Genomic DNA, 18,505 nt, shown 5'->3' with positions numbered 1-18,505 from the left:
CCTACTGCTCGTCGTCGATGCCGCTGGCGTCGGCCGGGGGCCCGGACGGCGTGGCCGTGACGGTCACGGTGGGCGTCGGCCTGGGCTTGGCCGGCTTGGGCGGCAGCACCTCGTCGCGCGGATCGGTGCGCGGTGCCTGCACGACCACGCCGACGACGTCGAGCTTGGTGAATCCGACGTACGGCTTCACATAGATCGTCCGGGTCAGGTCGCCGCCGGACGGATCGACGCGCACCACACGCCCCACCGGCACGCCGGGCACGAACGGCTTGTCGGCCTGGGACCCGAAGGTCACCAGACGGTCGCCCTTCTTGATCTCGGCCTTGCCGTTGAGGAGTTGTACGCGCAGCGGCCGGTCGCCCTGTCCGGAGGCGAAGCCGAGCTCGTCGGTGCGCTCCATGCGGGTGCCGACGGTGAAGTCGGGGTCGTTGGCGAGCAGGACGGTCGCGGTGTTCGGTCCGACGGTGGTGACGCGCCCCACGAGCCCGTCCCCGTTCAGGACGGTCATGTCGCGCTTGAGGCCGTCGTTGGCGCCGGCGTCGATGGTGACGGTCCAGGAGAAACCCTGGGCTGCTCCTATGGCGATGACCTGGGCCCCCTTGATGCCGTACTGCCCTGCGCCGGCCGTCTTCAGCATGGAGTCGAACTGGCGGATCTTGCTTCGGTTGCGGTCGTCGCTGCCGAGCTTCGCCTTCAAGGCGGCGTTCTCGCGCTCCAGTTCGCTGACGCGGTTGTGCCGCTCACCGGAGTCCTTGACGGCAGCTATGGCGTTGCCGATCGGGTCGACTGCGCTGGAGACGCCGTTCTCCACGGGGCCGAAGACCCTGGCGGCGGCCCGGCGGGCACCGTCGACCGGCGAGTCCTCCCCACCGCGGATGTCCACCGTGATCAGTGCGAACGCGATGGCGATCAGCAGCACCAGGAGCAGCCGGCTCTCTCGTGTGTCCCTCACGTGCGGCGGCCGTGCCTTCCTCAATCGGATTCTGCGGAACCCTGAGGCACCGCAGGTTATGGGGAATTCTTACGCCTTGCCTATATATCAACGATCCGCCGTACGAAGTGGCAGGCACTCGTACGGCGGACGTCTCGCGTCAGGTCATCTGCGCGGCTGGGCGTCCAACACCTGCTGGAGCGCCTCGAACTCCTCGACGCACTTGCCGGAGCCGAGCGCCACGCTGTCGAGGGGGTCCTCGGCGATGTGGATCGGCATGCCGGTCTCACGGCGCAGCCGCTCGTCGAGGCCGCGCAGCAGGGCGCCGCCGCCGGTGAGCACGATGCCCCGGTCCATGACGTCGCCCGACAGCTCGGGCGGGCACTTGTCCAGCGTTGTCTTGACGGCGTCGACGATCGCGTTGACCGGCTCCTCGATCGCTTTGCGCACCTCGGCGGCCGAGATGACGACGGTCTTCGGAAGTCCGGACACGAGGTCGCGCCCGCGGATCTCGGTGTGTTCGTCGGAGTCGAGGTCGTACGCGGAGCCAATCGTGATCTTGATCTGCTCGGCAGTCCGCTCACCAAGAAGCAGCGAGTACTCCTTCTTGATGTGCTGGATGATCGCGTTGTCCAGCTCGTCCCCGGCGACCCGGATGGACTGTGCTGTGACGATTCCGCCGAGCGAGATCACCGCGACCTCGGTGGTGCCGCCGCCGATGTCGACCACCATGTTGCCCGTGGCCTCGTGGACCGGGAGGCCGGAGCCGATGGCCGCGGCCATGGGCTCCTCGATGATGTGCACCTGGCGGGCACCGGCCTGCGAGGAGGCCTCGATGACCGCGCGGCGCTCGACTCCGGTGATGCCGGAGGGCACACACACCACGACACGGGGACGAGCGAGGTAGCGCCGCTTGTGGATCTTCAGGATGAAGTAGCGGAGCATGCGCTCGGTGATCTCGAAGTCGGCGATCACGCCGTCCTTCAGCGGTCGCACGGCGACGATGTTGCCGGGCGTGCGGCCGATCATCTTCTTGGCTTCGGCACCGACGGCGAGGATGCCGCCGGTGTTGGTGTTGATCGCGACGACGGACGGCTCGTTGAGTACGATCCCGCGACCCCTGACGTACACCAGCGTGTTGGCGGTCCCGAGGTCGACAGCCATGTCACGGCCGATGAACGACATTGAGTTCCCCATCAGGATTCGTCTGGCCTTCCCAAGTGGAGCGTTTGATGGCTTGTTAGGTAGGCGAGGTGGGTGCGAGTGGCGTGGAGGCTTACATCGTAGTCTCGCCTGCACGAACACGGCGCGAGGGTCTTCGCCATTGTCAGCAGATGAATCCCCGCTCCGCTAATGGGGACGTGCCGACGGAGTGTTGCGTTCCCCCAATGGGGGCGCATATGCCAAAAGGCGGCCGAATTTCTCCGGCCGCCCCTGTTCAGCAGCGCTCCGTGACTGACGCAGTGTCAGAAAAAGAACTTTACGGTCTCACGGACCGGACTACACCTGTCCAGGGAAGAAGATCTTCAGCTCGCGCTCGGCCGACTCCTCCGAGTCCGAGGCGTGGATCAGGTTCTCACGCACGATGGTGCCGAAGTCGCCGCGGATGGAGCCGGGCGCGGCGGCGATCGGGTCGGTCGGACCGGCCAGCTGACGCACACCCTCGATGACCCGCTCGCCCTCGACGACGAGAGCGACCACGGGCCCGGACGCCATGAAGGCGACCAGCGGCTCGTAGAAGGGCTTGCCCTTGTGCTCGCCGTAGTGCTGCTCCAGGGTGTCCTGGTCCAGGTTCCGCAGCTCCAGCGCGCTGATCGTCCAGCCGGCCTTGCGCTCGATGCGGCCGATGATCTCGCCGACGAGTCCGCGGCGGACGGCGTCGGGCTTGAGAAGGACAAGGGTGCGCTGACTCATGGTGCGGCTCCAAAATCTTCGTGGGATGCCCGCACGATACCGGGCACGGCTACGCGGTGTTACTTCCGGCCTCGGCCTGGGCGGCCCACCGCGCCTTGGCCTCGTCGATCCTGCGGCCGAAGTGAACGGAGGCCCACCAGAGCCCGGCGAAGCAGAGACCCAGGATGAACATCATCGGCACGACGAACCCGCTGGCGACGAGCGCCGCTTGAAGCACCCACCCCAGCTCGATGCCGCCGCGCCGCCCGAGCGCCCCGCACAGCAGCACGGACAGCAGCATGGCGACCCCGCACACGCCCCACACGACGCCGCCCGACAGATCGGGGTCCTTCATGGCGACGAGCCCGGCGAAGCCGATGACGAAGAACTCACCGATCAGGGTCGATGAACACAGCACGCGCACAGCGGATCAGCCCTTCCCCAACAGCAGCCGGGCCTCGCCGACAGTGATCACGGAGCCGGTGACGAGCACGCCGCCGCCGGAGAACTCGCCCTCTTCCTCGGCCAGCGTGATGGCGGCCTCGAGAGCGTCGTCGAGGCGGGGCTCGACCTGCACGCGCTCGTCCCCGAAAACCTCGACCGCGATGGCAGCTAGCTCGTCGGCGTCCATCGCGCGGTGGCTGGAGTTCTGGGTGACGACGACCTCGGCGAAGATCGGCTCGAAGGCCTCGAGCACCCCGCGCACGTTCTTGTCGCCGCTCGCTCCCACGACACCCACCAGCCGGCTGAAGTCGAAGACCTCGCTGATGGCTTCGGCGGCGACGCGGGCACCGGCGGGGTTGTGCGCGGCGTCGAGCACCACGGTGGGCGAACGCCTCACGACCTCCAGCCGGCCGGGCGAGGTGGCGCCGGCGAAGGCCTGGCGGACGGTGTCCAGGTCGAGGAGCCGGGCCTGCTCGGCGCCGATCCCGAAGAAGGCCTCGACGGCGGCCAGCGCGACGGCCGCGTTGTGCGCCTGGTGGGCACCGTGCAGCGGAAGGAAGATCCCGTCGTACTCGCCGCCGAGCCCGCGCAGGGTCAGCAGCTGCCCGCCCACGGCGACCTGGCGGGAGACGACGCCGAACTCGAGCCCTTCGCGGGCCACGGTCGCGTCCACGTCGACGGCCTTCTTCAGGAGCACCTGAGCGGCGTCGACGGGCTGCTGCGCCATGATCACCGTGGCGCCCTGCTTGATGATCCCGGCCTTCTCCTGGGCGATCTCACCCGGGGTGGAGCCCAGCCGGTCCGTGTGATCCAGATCGATGGGCGTCACGACGGCCACCGACGCGTCGATCACATTGGTGGCATCCCAGCTGCCGCCCATCCCGACCTCGACGACGGCGGCATCGACCGGTGCGTCGGCGAAGGCGGCGTACGCCATCCCCGTGAGCACCTCGAAAAAGGAAAGCCGGAATTCCTCTTTCTGGTCGACCATCTCCACATACGGGGCAATGTCCCGATAGGTCTCGATGAACCGCTCGTAGTCGATCGGCGCGCCGTCGAGACTGATGCGCTCGGTGATCGACTGAACGTGCGGCGACGTATAACGCCCCGTACGCAACTCGAATGCGCCGAGAAGCGCCTCGATCATGCGGGCCGTGGACGTCTTGCCGTTCGTCCCCGTGATGTGGATCGAGGGATAGGCGCGCTGCGGGTCGCCGAGCACGTCCATCAGAGCGGCGATGCGCGAGACGGACGGCTCCAGCTTGGTCTCGCCCCACCGCCCCGCGAGCTCGGTCTCGACCTCTCGCAGGGCCTCGGCCACCTCGGGGTCCTGCGGCCGCGCGGGCACGCCGTCCCCCTGCGGAGCACCCCCCTGCGTGCGGAGGGTACGACTGCCGGCCTCGATCAGTGCCAGATCGGGGTCACGCTCGGTCTCGGCGTCCACGATGTCGTCGAAGCCGTCGGATTCGCCGCTGTCGCGCGGGGGGAGCTCACTCACACAAGCCAGTCTACGGAGAACCTCCGGCACGGCCCGGCCCGCACCCCACCCGGCAGGTCAAGGACTTTCGGCCCGTCCGTTTCGGGACCTTGGTCCATCCGGACCACGGCATCACCCTGCAAACTTGACGATCATGGACATAGGCATCGATCTCGGCACCGCCAACACTCTTCTCTACGTACGCGGCAAGGGGATCGTGCTCAATGAGCCCTCAGTACTGGCGCTGAAACAGAACAAGACGACCGTCGCCGTGGGCACGGAGGCCAAGGAGACGCTCGGCCGGACCCCGGGCTCCATCACCGCGATCCGCCCCCTTCGCGACGGTGTGATCAGCGACTACGAGGCGGCGGAGGAGATGCTCCGCCACTTCGTCCGCAAGGCGGTCCCGGGCCGCCGCCCCAGGACCCGCATGGTCATCTGTGTCCCCAGTGGAGTCACCCCGGTGGAGCGCCGGGCGATCGTCCACGCGGCACAGCGAGCCGGGGCCCGGGCGGTCCACGTCATCGAGGAGCCCATGGCCGCGGCGATCGGCGCGGGCCTCCCGGTGGCCGAGGCGCGCGGCTCGATGGTGGTGGACATCGGCGGCGGCACCACGGAGGTCGCGGTGATCTCGCTGGGCGGCATCGTCACCGCACAGTCCCTACGTGTCGGGGGCGACCGCATGGACGACGCGATCACGGACCACGTGCGCAAGGAACACGGCCTGCTGATCGGCGAACGCACCGCGGAGGCGGTCAAACTGGCCATCGGCTCCGCGGCTCCGGCCGAGGAACTCTCCGAAACGGGCACCTTCACGGTACGAGGCCGCCAGCGACTGGCAGGCCTCCCCCACACGGCGACGCTCACCACCCAGGAGATCCGGGAAGCCCTCAACTCCCCCCTCGAAGCGATCGTCTCGGCACTCAGGGCGACCCTCGAGGAGTGCCCGCCGGAGCTCTCCGGTGACGTCATGGAGCACGGCATCGTGCTGACGGGCGGCGGCGCGCTGCTTCCTGGCCTGGACCTGCGCATGGCGGAGGCCACAGGCATCCCGGTCTTCCCGGCCGAGGCCCCGCTGGACAGCGTGGCGCTGGGCTGCGGCAAGTGCGTGGAGGACTTCGACTCGCTCCAGCGCCTGCTTACGGCGGCGTAAGTGGCCCGAACGGAAGGGCGCGTGGGGGCCGCGATGGGCTGACCCGAACCGGGGACGCCGGGAGACCCCCCGGCGCGGTGCGCCCCCGCCCCCGTACGGAGAAGGTCCAATCGCACCATGTGGTACGCACACAACCCCGGCCGCCGCGCACGCCAACTCCTGGGCGACGGCGCCGCCCTGCTGTGGATCGCGCTGTGGGCAGCGGCGGCGCTGGCGGCGCACCGGCTGGCACAGCTGGCGTCCCAGCCGGCCCAGCACCGCCCCCGTATCCCGCTCCTCGGCAGCTCGGTGGACGGAGCGCTGCGGGGCGTGGCCCACGCGGGCGACAGGATCGTGAGCGCGGCACCGGCCCCGCAGAGCCCGGCCGCCGCACAGGCGCTCGCGGTCCTGGGCGCGGCGGCGCTCTTCGTGATCCCGGTGGGCCTGATGCTCACGGTGTGGCTGCCCCGCCGCATCCGCTGGACGCGCCAGGCTGCGGCAGCGCAGGAGCTGGCCTCGACGGAGGACGGCCGTGAACTGCTGGCGCTGAGAGCGCTGTTGCGCCCGCTGGACGAACTGGCGGCGACGGCGGAACTACTCCCGGCCGCCCCCGACGCAACCCAGGACCAGGACCAGGACCCGGACGTGGACCCGGACATGGACCCGGACATGGATCCGGACCTGGACCTGGACGTCCCCCCGGATCCCGGCCCCGGCTCCCTCGCGAAGGGCTGGCGAGAGGCGGACCCTGTGGTGCTGGACGCGTTGGCGGAGGCTGAGCTGCAACGCCTGGGACTGCGTACGTAAAGCCCCTGGCACCCGGAGAAACGCGAAGGCCCCCCGGAACCAAGAGGATCCCGGGGGGCCTTCACCACACATCAGGCACACGTCGGACGCGTCAGGGCACGTCGGACGCGTCAGGCCTGAGGCAACCGCTCCAACTGCTGCTGGATACGGGCGATGTCCTCGTCCGCCTTGGCGAGGCGCCCGCGAATCTTGTCGACGACGGCGTCCGGCGCCTTGGCGAGGAACGCCTCGTTGCCGAGCTTGCCCGTGGCCTGGGCCTTCTCCTTCTCGGCGGCGGCCAGATCCTTGGCGAGCCGCTTCCGCTCGGCCGCCACATCGATCGTGCCGGACAGGTCGAGCGCGACCTGCGCACCGGCGACCGGCAGAGTCGCGGTGGCCGAGAACGCGTCGCCCTCGGGCTGCAGACGCAGAAGCTGCCGGATGGCGGCCTCGTGCGGGGCGAGCGCGGTCCCGCCGAGGTCGAGCCGGGCCGGCACGCGCTGACCGGGCTGCAGGCCCTGGTCGGCACGGAAGCGCCGGACCTCGGTGATGACCTGCTGAAGCGTCTCGATCTCGCTCTCGGCGGCGGCGTCACGGAAGCCGCTGTCCTTGGGCCACTCGGCGATCACGAGCGTCTCGCCACCCGTCAGCGTCGTCCACAGCGTCTCGGTGACGAACGGGACGATCGGGTGCAGCAGACGCAGCGTCACATCGAGGACCTCGCCGAGCACGCGGCCGGAGACCTTCGCCTGCTCGCCGCCCTCGAAGAACGTCGTCTTCGACAGCTCGACGTACCAGTCGAAGACCTCGTCCCACGCGAAGTGGTAGAGGGCGTCGGAGAGCTTGGCGAACTGGAAGTCGTCATAGAACGCGTCGACTTCGGCGACCGTCTTGTTGAGCCGGGACAGGATCCAACGGTCCGTCGCGGTCATCGCCTCGGGCGCCGGCAGCGGCCCCTCGACCGTCGCGCCGTTCATCAGCGCGAAGCGCGTCGCGTTCCAGATCTTGTTGGCGAAGTTACGGGAGGCCTTGACCCAGTCCTCGCCGATCGGCACGTCGGCGCCCGGGTTGGCGCCGGTGGCCAGGGTGAAGCGCACGGCGTCGGAGCCGTACGCGTCCATCCAGTCGAGCGGGTCGACGGCGTTCGGGTTCGACTTCGACATCTTCTTGCCGAACTCGTCGCGGACGAGACCGGTCAGGGCGACCGTCTTGAAGGGGACCTGGTCCTCCATGGCGTACAGGCCGAACATCATCATCCGGACGACCCAGAAGAAGATGATGTCGTGGCCGGTCACCAGGACGTCGGTCGAGTAGAACTTCTCGAGGTCCGGGGTCTTCTCCGGCCAGCCGAGCGTGGAGAACGGCCACAGGCCGGACGAGAACCAGGTGTCGAGGACGTCCTCGTCCTGGGTCCAGCCCTCGGCCTCCGTACCGGGGATCGGGTCGTCGGGGCCGACGCACACGACTTCGCCGTTCGGCCCGTACCAGACGGGGATCCGGTGGCCCCACCACAACTGGCGTGAGATGCACCAGTCGTTGAGGTTGTCGACCCAGTCGAAGTAGCGCTTCTCCATGTCCTTCGGGTGGAGCGCGACGCGACCGTCGCGGACCGCGTCACCGGCGGCCTGGGCGAGCGTGTCGACCTTGACCCACCACTGCAGCGACAGGCGCGGCTCGACGGTGGTCTTGCAGCGCGAGCAGTGGCCGACGGAGTGGACGTACGGGCGCTTCTCGGCGACGACGCGGCCCTGCTCGCGCAGGGCGGCGACGATCGCGGAGCGCGCCTCGAAGCGGTCGAGGCCCTGGAAGGGACCGTGCACGGTGATGACACCGCGCTCGTCCATGATCGTCATGGACTCGAGGCCGTGCCGCTGGCCGATCGCGAAGTCGTTCGGGTCGTGCGCGGGCGTCACCTTGACGGCACCGGTGCCGAACTCGGGGTCGACGTGCGTGTCGGCGACGACCGGGATGGTCCGGTCGGTGAGCGGCAGCTTGATGCGCCGGCCGATCAGGTGCGCGTACCGCTCGTCGTCGGGGTGCACGGCGACGGCGGTGTCACCGAGCATCGTCTCGACGCGGGTCGTGGCGACGACCACCGTCTCGTCACCCTCGCCGTACTTCAGCGAGACGAGCTCGCCGTCGTCGTCCTGGTAGTCGACCTCGATGTCCGAGATCGCCGTCAGACAGCGCGGGCACCAGTTGATGATGCGCTCGGCGCGGTAGATGAGCCCGTCGTCGTACAGGTTCTTGAAGATGGTCTGGACGGCCTTCGACAGGCCCTCGTCCATCGTGAAGCGCTCACGCGACCAGTCGAGGCCCGCGCCGAGGCGGCGCAGCTGGCCGAGGATCCGGCCGCCGTACTCGTCCTTCCACTGCCACACGCGGTCGGTGAACGCCTCGCGGCCCAGGTCCTGGCGGGACTTGCCCTCCTCGGCGAGCTGCTGCTCGACCTTGTTCTGGGTCGCGATGCCGGCGTGGTCCATGCCGGGCAGCCACAGCGTCTCGTAGCCCTGCATGCGCTTGCGGCGCGTGAGGGCGTCCATGAGCGTGACCTGGAAGGCGTGGCCCAGGTGGAGCGCGCCCGTGACGTTCGGCGGGGGGATGACGATCGTGTACGGCTCCTTCTCGCTGTTCGCGTCAGCGGTGAAGTAACCCCGGTCTACCCAGCGCTCGTACAGCGCCCCCTCTACCTCGGCCGGCGCGTACTGGGTCGGCAGTTCGGTGGTGGGCGCTGGATTCTGCTGCTGAGTGTTCTCGGTCACCGGGTCAGTTTAGAGGCGCGGCAGGGGTGACCCGAAACCGGATTCCCGTGCGACGCGGCGGCCGCCCCGGCCGTCTGGAACAACCTTTCAACAACATGGCACCGATCCGCCCCCGGGTTCCCCACACACGGTCACCTTCCGCCAGGATGTTCGGAACGCATAAGCATCGGGAGGGAACCCCAGAAATGAGCTACAACCAGCCGGGCCCGTACGGCGGGCAGCAGCCTCAGCAGCCCGGACCCTACGGCCAGCAGCAGCCGGGCCCCTACGGCCAGCAGCCCCCGGCCGCGCCCCAGCCCGGCTACGGCTACCCGCAGCAGGCCCCGCAGGGCGTGCCGCCGCAGCAGCCCCCGTACGGCCAGCCGCAGCAGCCGTACGGCCAGCCCGGCGGCTACAGCCAGCCCCAGCAGCCGGGCCCCTACGGCCAGCAGCCCCAGGCCCCCTACGGCCAGGTCCCCCCGCCCCCCGGCCCGCCCCAGGGCGGCAAGAAGAAGACGGGCCTGATCATCGGCGCGGTGGCCGTGGTCGCGGCGATCGGCGTGGGCGCGTACTTCATGTTCGGGGGTGGCGGCTCGTCCGTGGCGGACGACGGCCCGCACAAGCTGACGACGCCGGCGACGGTGATGGGCGACTACAAGCGCATGGGCGAGGACAAGGGCGCCCAGGACGCCACCTCGGGCGACGCCAAGGTCCTCGCGCAGAGCGGGGTCACGAACGCGAAGGCCGTCAGCGCCATCTACTCGACGATCGACGTCAGCGACCCTGCCGCACAGCCGTCGGCGGCGGATGTCGCCACGTCGAAGGCGGTGTCCTTCATGGGCATCTACGGCAAGGTGAAGGACCCCGAGGCGGCGATCGACTCCACGTTCGCCGGCATGAAGAAGGAGCAGGCGAAGAAGTCGGAGCCGAGCATGACCTTCATCGGCGACGCGAAGACGGTCGAGCCGGACGGCCTCGACGGCGCAGTGATGAAGTGCCAGCAGGCGCAGGCCAAGAACATCGCGACAGGCAAGGTCGACACCCAGTACATGTGCCTGTGGGCGGACTACAGCACGATCGGCATGGGCGTCCCGGCAGCAGGCGGCAAGGGCGTCGGTCTCGACGACTCCGCGAAGATCACCGCCGACCTCCGCAAGGAAGTCCGCGTCGCCGAGTAACCGCCCGTACCTGCGGGGGTAACTGAGGGGCGCCCGGCGATCAGCTCGCCGGGCGCCCCTCAGTCGTGTCCTGCCGTGCCGCCTACGCCGACTTCTGCTCCCCGCTACCGCTCCCCCGCGCATCCCGCGGGATCAGCGTCGGGTTCACGTTCGAGTGAACGGCCTCTGCCGTGATGACGACGCGGGCCACGTCCTTGCGGGAGGGGACCTCGTACATCACGGACTGGAGGACTTCCTCCATGATCGCGCGCAGGCCGCGCGCGCCGGTGCGGCGCAGGATGGCCTGGTCGGCGATGGCCTCCAGGGCCTCGCGCTCGAAGTCCAGCTCCACGCCGTCGAGTTCGAAGAGGCGCTGGTACTGCTTCACCAGGGCGTTGCGCGGCTCCAGGAGGATCTGGAGGAGCGCCTCGCGGTCCAGGTTGTGGACCGAGGTGATGACGGGGAGACGGCCGATGAACTCGGGGATCATCCCGAACTTCACCAGGTCCTCCGGCATGACCTCCCGGAACTGGTCCTTCTCCTCCAGCTCGCGCTTGGAGTGGATCGTCGCGCCGAAGCCGATGCCCTTGGCACCCGCCCGCGACTCGATGATCTTCTCCAGGCCGGCGAACGCGCCGCCCACGATGAACAGCACGTTCGTCGTGTCGATCTGGATGAACTCCTGATGGGGGTGCTTGCGGCCGCCCTGGGGCGGGACGGAAGCCGTGGTCCCTTCGAGGATCTTGAGCAGGGCCTGCTGGACGCCCTCACCGGACACATCGCGCGTGATCGACGGGTTCTCGCTCTTACGGGCGACCTTGTCGATCTCGTCGATGTAGATGATCCCGGTCTCGGCCTTCTTGACGTCGTAGTCGGCCGCCTGGATCAGCTTCAGGAGGATGTTCTCGACGTCCTCGCCCACATAGCCGGCCTCCGTGAGCGCCGTCGCGTCGGCGATGGCGAACGGAACGTTCAGCATGCGGGCCAGGGTCTGGGCCAGGAGGGTCTTGCCCGAGCCCGTGGGGCCCAGGAGCAGGATGTTGGACTTCGACAGCTCGATCGCGTCGTCGCGTCCCTGGGCTCCGCCGTTCTCACCGGCCTGGACCCGCTTGTAATGGTTGTACACAGCGACCGAGAGGGCTTTCTTCGCGGCCTCCTGGCCGACGACATAGCCCTCGAGGAACTCGTAGATCTCGCGAGGCTTGGGAAGTTCTTCCCAGCGGACCTCGCTCGTCTCCGCGAGCTCTTCCTCGATGATCTCGTTGCAGAGGTCGATGCACTCGTCGCAGATGTACACACCGGGGCCTGCGATGAGCTTCTTGACCTGCTTCTGGCTCTTTCCGCAGAACGAGCACTTGAGCAGATCGCCGCCGTCACCGATGCGTGCCACGAGGTGCTTCCCCTTCGCCTGGGAGACGCTCGCGTAAGCGACTCCTGGTGCCTGTATCCGACGGTACCTTGCCGGGCCCCCCGTTCGGGCCCCCCTTGGCACGGTTCACTTTGACGTGAACCGTGCCAAGGAGCGGCAGACGATACAGCGGAACGTCACGCGATAGCGTCGCTGTTCATCTTCCGAGTGGAGATGATCTGGTCGATCAGGCCGTACGCCAGGGCGTCCTCGGCCGTGAGGATCTTGTCGCGCTCGATGTCGTCGCGGATCTTCTCGATCGGCGTCGTGGAGTGCTTGGCCAGCATCTCCTCGAGCTGCTCACGCATCCGGAGGATCTCGTTCGCAGCGATCTCCAGGTCGGAGAGCTGCTCACGGCCGGTGCCACCGGAGGGCTGGTGGATCAGCACGCGGGCGTTCGGCAGGGCCATGCGCTTGCCCGGCGTACCGGCGGCGAGGAGCACGGCGGCCGCGGAGGACGCCTGGCCCATGCAGACCGTCTGGATGTCCGGCTTCACGAACTGCATCGTGTCGTAGATGGCCGTGAGCGCCGTGAAGGAGCCGCCGGGGCTGTTGATGTAGATGGAGATGTCACGGTCCGGGTCCATCGACTCCAGGCACAGGAGCTGCGCCATGACGTCGTTGGCGGACGCGTCGTCGATCTGCACGCCGAGGAAGATCACGCGCTCCTCGAAGAGCTTCGCGTACGGGTCGTACTCACGCACGCCCTGCGAGGTGCGCTCGACGAAGCGCGGGATCACGTAGCGGTTGTCGACCTGCGGGCCGGTGTACAGACCGCTGCCGGGGATGTTGTTCATGGTCGGTGTTCCGTCCTGGTGAGGTGGGCTTGGATGACCGCGTAACCGGGGTTTCAGGCCCCGGTGCCGCCGCCGCCCGGAACACCCGTAGCGGCACTGATGATCTCGTCGATGAGGCCGTACGCCTTGGCCTCTTCGGCGGTGTACCAGCGGTCGCGGTCACCGTCACGGATGATCGTCTCGACGGTCTGCCCGGAGTGCCGGGCCGTGATCTCCGCCATGCGCTTCTTCGTACGCAGCAGGTACTCGGCCTGGATCTTGACGTCCGAAGCCGTACCGCCGATGCCGGCGGAACCCTGGTGCATCAGGATGTCCGTGTTCGGAAGGGCGAAGCGCTTGCCCGGGGTGCCGCCCGTCAGCAGGAACTGGCCCATGGAGGCGGCCATGCCCATGCCGATGGTGACGACGTCGTTCTGGATGTACTGCATGGTGTCGTAGACCGCCATGCCGGCCGTCACAGAACCGCCGGGGCTGTTGATGTAGAGGTAGATGTCCTTGACCTGGTCGGCAGCGGCCAGGAGGAGCATCTGGGCAGTGATCTTGTTGGCGATCTCGTCGTCGACCTGCTGGCCTAGGAAGATGATGCGGTCGTTGAGCAGTCGGCTGTAGACCTGGTCGCCGAGGCCACCACCGAGGGACGGCTCACCGGCGGCGGAAGGCATCAGATTCGTCACGTATCCACCTGCTCGTCTCTGACGGCAACGCGCCGTCTCGCGTCTTATCCGGAGGGCCGGAAACCCACACCTGCGCACCGCCCTTCGGCGGCGGCTGCGGGGACTCATCTGCCCTCGTATTCATGGACCCTAACGCGCGGGTCCCTTCGGTGAATCCCGCAAGGGGAACTGTTCGCTGTGAGCGCATGTCGCGCCCCGTCAGGGGCGCGGGGAACTGCGCGACAGCCCCCCGCCGGGCAGCACCGGGAACAGCGGGAAAGGGGCGGGCCCCCAGGGTGCCGCGAGGCGGCGTCCTGGGGGCCCGTGAAGCGTGCGGAGCCGGGATCGGCTCAGGCCTCGTTCTTCTCCTCGGCGTCGGCGGAGGCGTCCGCCTCGACGGTCTCGCCGGCGGTGGCCGACTCGTCCTCGTCGTCCTCGAGGTCGACGATCTCGCCGTTCGTGTCCTTGACCGTGGCGGCCTCGACGACGACCGCGAGGGCCTTGCCGCGGGCGACCTCGCCGACCAGCATCGGGACCTGGCCGCCTTCGACGACGGCCTGGGCGAACTGGTCGGGGGACATGCCGGAGGACTGCGCGCGCCGCATGAGGTGCTCGGTGAGCTCCTCCTGGTTGACGTTCAGCTTCTCCTTGTTGACGAGCTCGTCGAGGACGAACTGCGTCTTGATGCCCTTGACGGCCTGCTCGGCGGTCTCGGCGTCGAACTCCTCGACCGTCTTGCCCTGGATCTCGAGGTACTTCTCGAGGTCGAGGCCCATCTGGCCGAGCTGGTGGTGCTCGAGGTTGTGCTTGCGGGTCTTGACCTCGTCCTCGAGCAGCTTCTCGGGAACGGGGACCTCGACCAGCTCGAGCAGCTTCTCCAGGACGCGCTCCTGGGCCTGCGTGGCCTGGTCGTACTGCTTCATGTTCTCGAGGCGCTTGCGGCTGTCGGCCTTCAGCTCGTCGAGGGTGTCGAACTCGGAGGAGAGCTGCGCGAACTCGTCGTCCAGGGACGGCAGTTCACGAGCGGCGACCTGGGTGACCTTGACGGTGACCTCGGCCTCCTTGCCCTCGGCGGAGCCGCCCTTGAGCTCGGAGGTGAAGGTGGCCTCGCCACCGGCCTCCAGGCCCTTCACGGCCTCGTCGATGCCCTCGAGGAGCTCGCCCGAGCCGATCGTGTACGAGACGCCGGACGCGACGCCGTCCTCGAGCACCTCGCCGTCGACCTTGGCCTCGAGGTCGATCGTGACGACGTCGCCGTCCTCGGCGGCCCGCTCGACCGGGGAGGTGGAGGCGAAGCGCTCACGGAGCTGCTCCACCGACTTGTCGACGTCCTCGTCGCTGACCTCGATGGCGTCGACCTCGACCTCGATGCCGGAGTAGTCCGGAATCACGATCTCGGGACGGATGTCGACCTCGGCGGTGAAGTTCAGCGTCTCGCCGTCCTTCAGCTCCGTGATGTCGACCTCGGGCTGGCCCAGCACGTTGAGCTCGGCCTCGTTGACCGCTTCGGTGTAGAACTTCGGAAGCGCGTCGTTGACGGCCTCCTCAAGCACCGCACCGCGGCCGAACCGCTGGTCGATGACGCGGGCAGGGATCTTGCCCTTACGGAAGCCCTTCACCGTGACCTGCTGGTTGATCTTCTTGTACGCCGCGTCGAGGCTGTCCTTGAGCTCCTCGAAGGGCACCTCGATGCTGAGCCGAACCCGGGTCGGGTTCAGGGTCTCCACGGCGCTCTTCACGGTTCGGTCTCCTTGGGGGCTGACTTCTGGGTTCCTGCCCGGTTAAGAGACACACGGGCACGCAGCTTGCATAGTAACGGCAAGCCGGAGCCGTCCCACAACGCGATCTTGAGGAGGCGTTCAACCGCTTGAGACGCTGCTGTTGCGACGCTGGTCGGGGTGGCGGGATTTGAACCCACGGCCTTCCGCTCCCAAAGCGGACGCGCTACCAAGCTGCGCCACACCCCGTCGGTGCGACACGTAGGGTACATGCACGCGGCCGGTGCGGCTCCCGCATTACGAGCGGAGTGAATGCGGTGTGCGACGAGGGCCTGCGACCCGCTACGATGCTTCCCGTTGCCGCGGTCACCGACCTGCGGCGCGAACTGTGCGGGCGTAGCTCAATGGTAGAGCCCTAGTCTTCCAAACTAGCTACGCGGGTTCGATTCCCGTCGCCCGCTCTTGTGGCCCCGGGCCCGGTTCTCAAGAACCGGGCCCGGGGTTTTTCACATCCTGGGCCGGACAGACTCCCGAGCGGTCAGAACTGGATCGAGTTGATCGTGTCCGCTATCGAGTTCAGGAACCTCTGGATGTCGTCGGCCATTCCGGTCGAAGCCAGGAAGAACCCGAACAGGACCGCCACCACGGCAGGTCCGGCCTTGATCGACCCTCCCCGGATCAGCACCACGAGAATGATCGCCAACAGCAGTACCACTGACAGCGAAATGGCCACACTGATCACACCCTAGGTCGGTCCGCTCTCCCGGCCCGGGGGGTACGACCCCGCACACCCCCGCCAGAACCATCGTGCCACCAACACGGCCTCCGTATGCGGCGGGTGACGCATCGTCGGCCACTCCCCTGCGGCGGCGCGCCGGCCCCGCACCCTTGGGGCACATGATCAGCGCGTGTTCCCCGGGCAATTTCGTGGGTTCCTGTGGCCGGCAATTCGGCCTGATCGTTTCCATGCACACACAGCACGTCCACATCGTGGGCACGCGGGGTCACGCATGTGTTGTTCGTCGTTAATTCGAATTGTCGCGGGGGCCACATCCGAGGTGGTCGAGTGCGGCCGATATGCACTATTTAATCAGGATGAGAGTGGTCATAACGGACTCATCTGGATGCCTCCCGAAGTCCCGCCGAAAGACCTGCGAAAACTTCGCCATCGCTATGCCAACTTCTCCGAATCGGGGGTACTCGCGCGGTAAGGAGGATTTGACGTGAGGGTTTTACGAAATACCGCGGGCGCCGCTAAGGTGCCTCAGATGTTCCGCGCTGCCCCCACCCGAGCCCCGCTCCCTGCGGCACAGACGGCCCCCGCCCATCAGCCACCGAATACGGCAGCCGCTCCCCCCACACCGGCCGCCAAGCCCGCGAAACAGCGGGACGCGTTCTTCGACAACGCCAAGTACCTGGCCATCGTGCTGGTCGCGATGGGCCACTCCTGGGAACCGCTGACGGATCACAGCCGCGTCGCCGAGGCGCTCTACATGACCGTCTACACGTTCCACATGCCGGCGTTCATCGTGATCTCCGGCTACTTCTCCCGCAGCTTCGACATGCGGCCCGACCGGCTCCGGCGGCTCGTCACCGGGGTCGCGGTGCCGTACGTGATCTTCGAGGTCGCGTACACCTTCTTCAAGCGCTGGGCGGACGACGATCCGACGCAGCCCTTCAGCCTGCTCGACCCCTGGTATCTGACCTGGTTCCTGGTCGCCCTGTTCGTGTGGCGGCTCACCACCCCGCTGTGGAAGATCGTCCGCTGGCCGGTGCCGCTCGCGGTCGCCATCGCCGTACTCGCCTCCGTCTCCCCCGACATCGGCGACGACCTCGACCTCCAGCGCGTACTGCAGTTCCTCCCCTTCTTCGTGCTCGGCCTGTTCCTGAAGCCCGAGCACTTCCAGCTGGTGCGCCGGCGTGAGGTGCGGATCCTGTCCGTGCCGATCTTCGCGACGGCCCTGGTGCTGGCCTACTGGGCCGCTCCGCGGATGACGTCGGCGTGGTTCTACCACCGCGACAGCGCGCAGGAGCTGGGCGCGCCGTGGTGGGCCGGTGCCGTCATGACGTTCGCGCTCTTCGGCTGCTCGGTCGTCCTCACCGCGTGCTTCTTCGCGTGGGTGCCGCGGCGGAAGATGTGGTTCACCGTGCTGGGCGCGGGGACGCTGTACGGCTACCTGCTGCACGGCTTCATCGCGAAGGGCTCGCGGTTCTGGGGCTGGTTCGACGACTACGCCTGGCTGCACAAGCCGCTGGGCGAGGTGTTCGTGACGGTCGTCGCGGCCTCCCTGATCACGGTCCTGTGCACTCCCCCGGTCCAGCGCATGTTCCGGTTCGCGATGGAGCCGAAGATGGAGTGGGCGTTCAAGAAGGACGCGGCCGAGGTGGCGCGGGATCGCGGGCGGGCCCGCTCCTGAGGGTGCAGTCGCCGTTTGTCGGGTGCGCGGGTGCGGGTGCGTGAGGGCTTGTCGCGCGGTTCCCCGCGCCCCTCAAGAGGGGCGCGTTGCCTACGGGGTCTCGTTGATACCCAGCAGAGCCCTCATCCCCGCGTACTTCCTTGTCAGGCGGTCTCTCGTCGGTGCGTCCAGAGCCGCCAGGCGGCTGGGGTCGGCGTTGTGGGCCAGGTCCGACTGCTTCACCAGCAGCGCGCCAGGAGTGGCCAGAATTCGTTGCGCGTAGGCCTCTTGAGGCTCTCCGGGGCGCTTGGTGAGGGCGAGGACGACGGCCTTCGTGCGGTCCGTGAGGTCCGCCGCGGCCAGCCACTGCGGTGAGAGCGCGTCGTCCTCGATCGCGTCGTGCAGCCAGGCCGCCGCGATCTGCTCGTCGTCGCCGCCCCGGGCGCGTACACCTTCGGCGACCGCCTCCAGGTGTTCCGCGTAGGGGCGTCCGGCCTTGTCCGTCTGGGTGGCGTGGGCCCCGCGTGCCAGGGCCTCCACCTCGGCGAGGGTCAGCATGCGGCCGACCCTACGGCCTGCGCAGGGCCACCCGGGCCGGAAGCGGTCGCGGCCGGCCCGAGAACCGGGACGGACCCGGCGAAGGAGCCGTACACGAGCGGCGGGATGTACGGGGACTGCCCCGTCAGGCCGTTCATCATCTGCACCAGGGTGGCGACGGTGATGCCCGTGCCGAGCCCGATGCCGGCCAGGGCGACCAGGAGCGCCTCCCATCGGATCATGCGCATGACCTGGCGGTGGGTGGAGCCGAGTGGTCCGGGGGAGTTCGGGCGGGACGGAGGCGCGTACTCCGGTCTCCAGGAGGATGCCGCAGGCCGAGACGGTCATCGCGGCCATCAGCAGGGCGACGAAGACGGCGACGAAGGTGCCGCCGAACGCCGCGGGCTTGAACGCGGGCAGGGCCGTTGGGCACCG

Annotated in this window: 17 protein-coding genes and 2 tRNA genes; 5 read left to right on the top strand and 14 right to left on the bottom strand. The window is 68.3% G+C overall.

Annotated features, from left to right (window positions below; translation table 11 throughout):
- Window position 1 precedes the first annotated feature (1 nt).
- The 5 genes from mreC to OG698_RS30145 all read right to left on the bottom strand — a co-directional run bounded on the left by mreC (window position 2) and on the right by OG698_RS30145 (window position 4,766).
- The gene (mreC, locus tag OG698_RS30165; RefSeq protein WP_406106744.1) at window positions 2-952 is read right to left on the bottom strand and encodes a rod shape-determining protein MreC; all 951 of its coding nucleotides are present in this window, start codon (window positions 950-952) and stop codon (window positions 2-4) included.
- 144 nt (window positions 953-1,096) lie between these two features.
- Complete coding sequence (locus OG698_RS30160) at window positions 1,097-2,116, bottom strand: rod shape-determining protein (protein WP_059131610.1); 1,020 nt, start codon at window positions 2,114-2,116, stop codon at window positions 1,097-1,099.
- Window positions 2,117-2,431: 315 nt separating this feature from the next.
- Window positions 2,432-2,845 carry a nucleoside-diphosphate kinase gene (ndk, locus tag OG698_RS30155; RefSeq protein ID WP_100594213.1) on the bottom strand — a complete coding sequence of 138 codons (414 nt, stop codon included), beginning with the start codon at window positions 2,843-2,845 and terminating at the stop codon, window positions 2,432-2,434.
- A 49-nt stretch (window positions 2,846-2,894) separates the two neighbouring features.
- On the bottom strand, window positions 2,895-3,248 hold the full coding sequence (locus OG698_RS30150) for a DUF4233 domain-containing protein (protein ID WP_329573401.1): 354 nt from the start codon (window positions 3,246-3,248) through the stop codon (window positions 2,895-2,897).
- 6 nt (window positions 3,249-3,254) lie between these two features.
- On the bottom strand, window positions 3,255-4,766 hold the full coding sequence (locus OG698_RS30145; RefSeq protein WP_399978091.1) for a bifunctional folylpolyglutamate synthase/dihydrofolate synthase: 1,512 nt from the start codon (window positions 4,764-4,766) through the stop codon (window positions 3,255-3,257).
- Between the two features lie 133 nt (window positions 4,767-4,899).
- Here OG698_RS30145 and OG698_RS30140 point away from each other — a divergent pair, with 133 nt between their 5' ends.
- Together OG698_RS30140 and OG698_RS30135 are read left to right on the top strand one after the other, a co-directional pair.
- A complete protein-coding gene (locus OG698_RS30140; RefSeq protein ID WP_406111367.1) occupies window positions 4,900-5,898 on the top strand; it encodes a rod shape-determining protein in 999 nt (332 codons plus the stop codon).
- Window positions 5,899-6,015: 117 nt separating this feature from the next.
- Window positions 6,016-6,684 (top strand): hypothetical protein, encoded by a 669-nt coding sequence (locus tag OG698_RS30135; protein ID WP_406106741.1) that lies wholly within the window; start codon window positions 6,016-6,018, stop codon window positions 6,682-6,684.
- A gap of 110 nt (window positions 6,685-6,794) precedes the next feature.
- Here the strand turns inward: OG698_RS30135 and OG698_RS30130 are convergent, their stop codons facing one another.
- Entirely contained in the window at window positions 6,795-9,425 is a 2,631-nt protein-coding gene (locus tag OG698_RS30130) for a valine--tRNA ligase (protein ID WP_406106740.1), read from the bottom strand.
- A 185-nt stretch (window positions 9,426-9,610) separates the two neighbouring features.
- On the opposite strand from OG698_RS30130, the gene OG698_RS30125 reads away from it, so the two are divergent.
- Window positions 9,611-10,582: a hypothetical protein gene (locus tag OG698_RS30125; protein WP_406106738.1), complete on the top strand. Its 972-nt coding sequence runs from the start codon at window positions 9,611-9,613 to the stop codon at window positions 10,580-10,582.
- 82 nt (window positions 10,583-10,664) lie between these two features.
- Here the strand turns inward: OG698_RS30125 and clpX are convergent, their stop codons facing one another.
- From clpX to OG698_RS30100, 5 genes are all read right to left on the bottom strand, one after another.
- Window positions 10,665-11,951, bottom strand: coding sequence for an ATP-dependent Clp protease ATP-binding subunit ClpX (clpX, locus tag OG698_RS30120; protein WP_326775765.1), 1,287 nt, complete (start codon window positions 11,949-11,951; stop codon window positions 10,665-10,667).
- A gap of 155 nt (window positions 11,952-12,106) precedes the next feature.
- Entirely contained in the window at window positions 12,107-12,766 is a 660-nt protein-coding gene (locus OG698_RS30115) for an ATP-dependent Clp protease proteolytic subunit (RefSeq protein ID WP_100594205.1), read from the bottom strand.
- A 53-nt stretch (window positions 12,767-12,819) separates the two neighbouring features.
- On the bottom strand, window positions 12,820-13,428 hold the full coding sequence (locus OG698_RS30110; protein WP_399978278.1) for an ATP-dependent Clp protease proteolytic subunit: 609 nt from the start codon (window positions 13,426-13,428) through the stop codon (window positions 12,820-12,822).
- 341 nt (window positions 13,429-13,769) lie between these two features.
- Window positions 13,770-15,158, bottom strand: coding sequence for a trigger factor (tig, locus tag OG698_RS30105; protein WP_399978079.1), 1,389 nt, complete (start codon window positions 15,156-15,158; stop codon window positions 13,770-13,772).
- A 151-nt stretch (window positions 15,159-15,309) separates the two neighbouring features.
- Window positions 15,310-15,386 (bottom strand) — tRNA-Pro (locus tag OG698_RS30100).
- Window positions 15,387-15,527: 141 nt separating this feature from the next.
- On the opposite strand from OG698_RS30100, the gene OG698_RS30095 reads away from it, so the two are divergent.
- Window positions 15,528-15,598 (top strand) — tRNA-Gly (locus OG698_RS30095).
- A 77-nt stretch (window positions 15,599-15,675) separates the two neighbouring features.
- Here the strand turns inward: OG698_RS30095 and OG698_RS30090 are convergent.
- Entirely contained in the window at window positions 15,676-15,870 is a 195-nt protein-coding gene (locus OG698_RS30090; RefSeq protein ID WP_100594330.1) for a hypothetical protein, read from the bottom strand.
- 535 nt (window positions 15,871-16,405) lie between these two features.
- On the opposite strand from OG698_RS30090, the gene OG698_RS30085 reads away from it, so the two are divergent.
- A complete protein-coding gene (locus OG698_RS30085) occupies window positions 16,406-17,554 on the top strand; it encodes an acyltransferase family protein (RefSeq protein WP_406106735.1) in 1,149 nt (382 codons plus the stop codon).
- 90 nt (window positions 17,555-17,644) lie between these two features.
- Here the strand turns inward: OG698_RS30085 and OG698_RS30080 are convergent, their stop codons facing one another.
- Together OG698_RS30080 and OG698_RS30075 are read right to left on the bottom strand one after the other, a co-directional pair.
- Window positions 17,645-18,091: an HD domain-containing protein gene (locus tag OG698_RS30080; RefSeq protein WP_406106733.1), complete on the bottom strand. Its 447-nt coding sequence runs from the start codon at window positions 18,089-18,091 to the stop codon at window positions 17,645-17,647.
- The gene (locus tag OG698_RS30075; protein WP_406106732.1) at window positions 18,085-18,318 is read right to left on the bottom strand and encodes a hypothetical protein; all 234 of its coding nucleotides are present in this window, start codon (window positions 18,316-18,318) and stop codon (window positions 18,085-18,087) included. Before OG698_RS30075 ends, OG698_RS30080 begins: the two co-directional genes overlap by 7 nt.
- Between the last annotated feature and the right edge of the window lie 187 nt (window positions 18,319-18,505).

Source organism: Streptomyces sp. NBC_01003 (assembly GCF_045162695.1).
GTDB lineage: Bacteria > Actinomycetota > Actinomycetes > Streptomycetales > Streptomycetaceae > Streptomyces.
The sequence above is the reverse complement of the archived record's forward strand: the minus strand, read 5'-3'. Positions and strand labels throughout refer to the sequence as shown.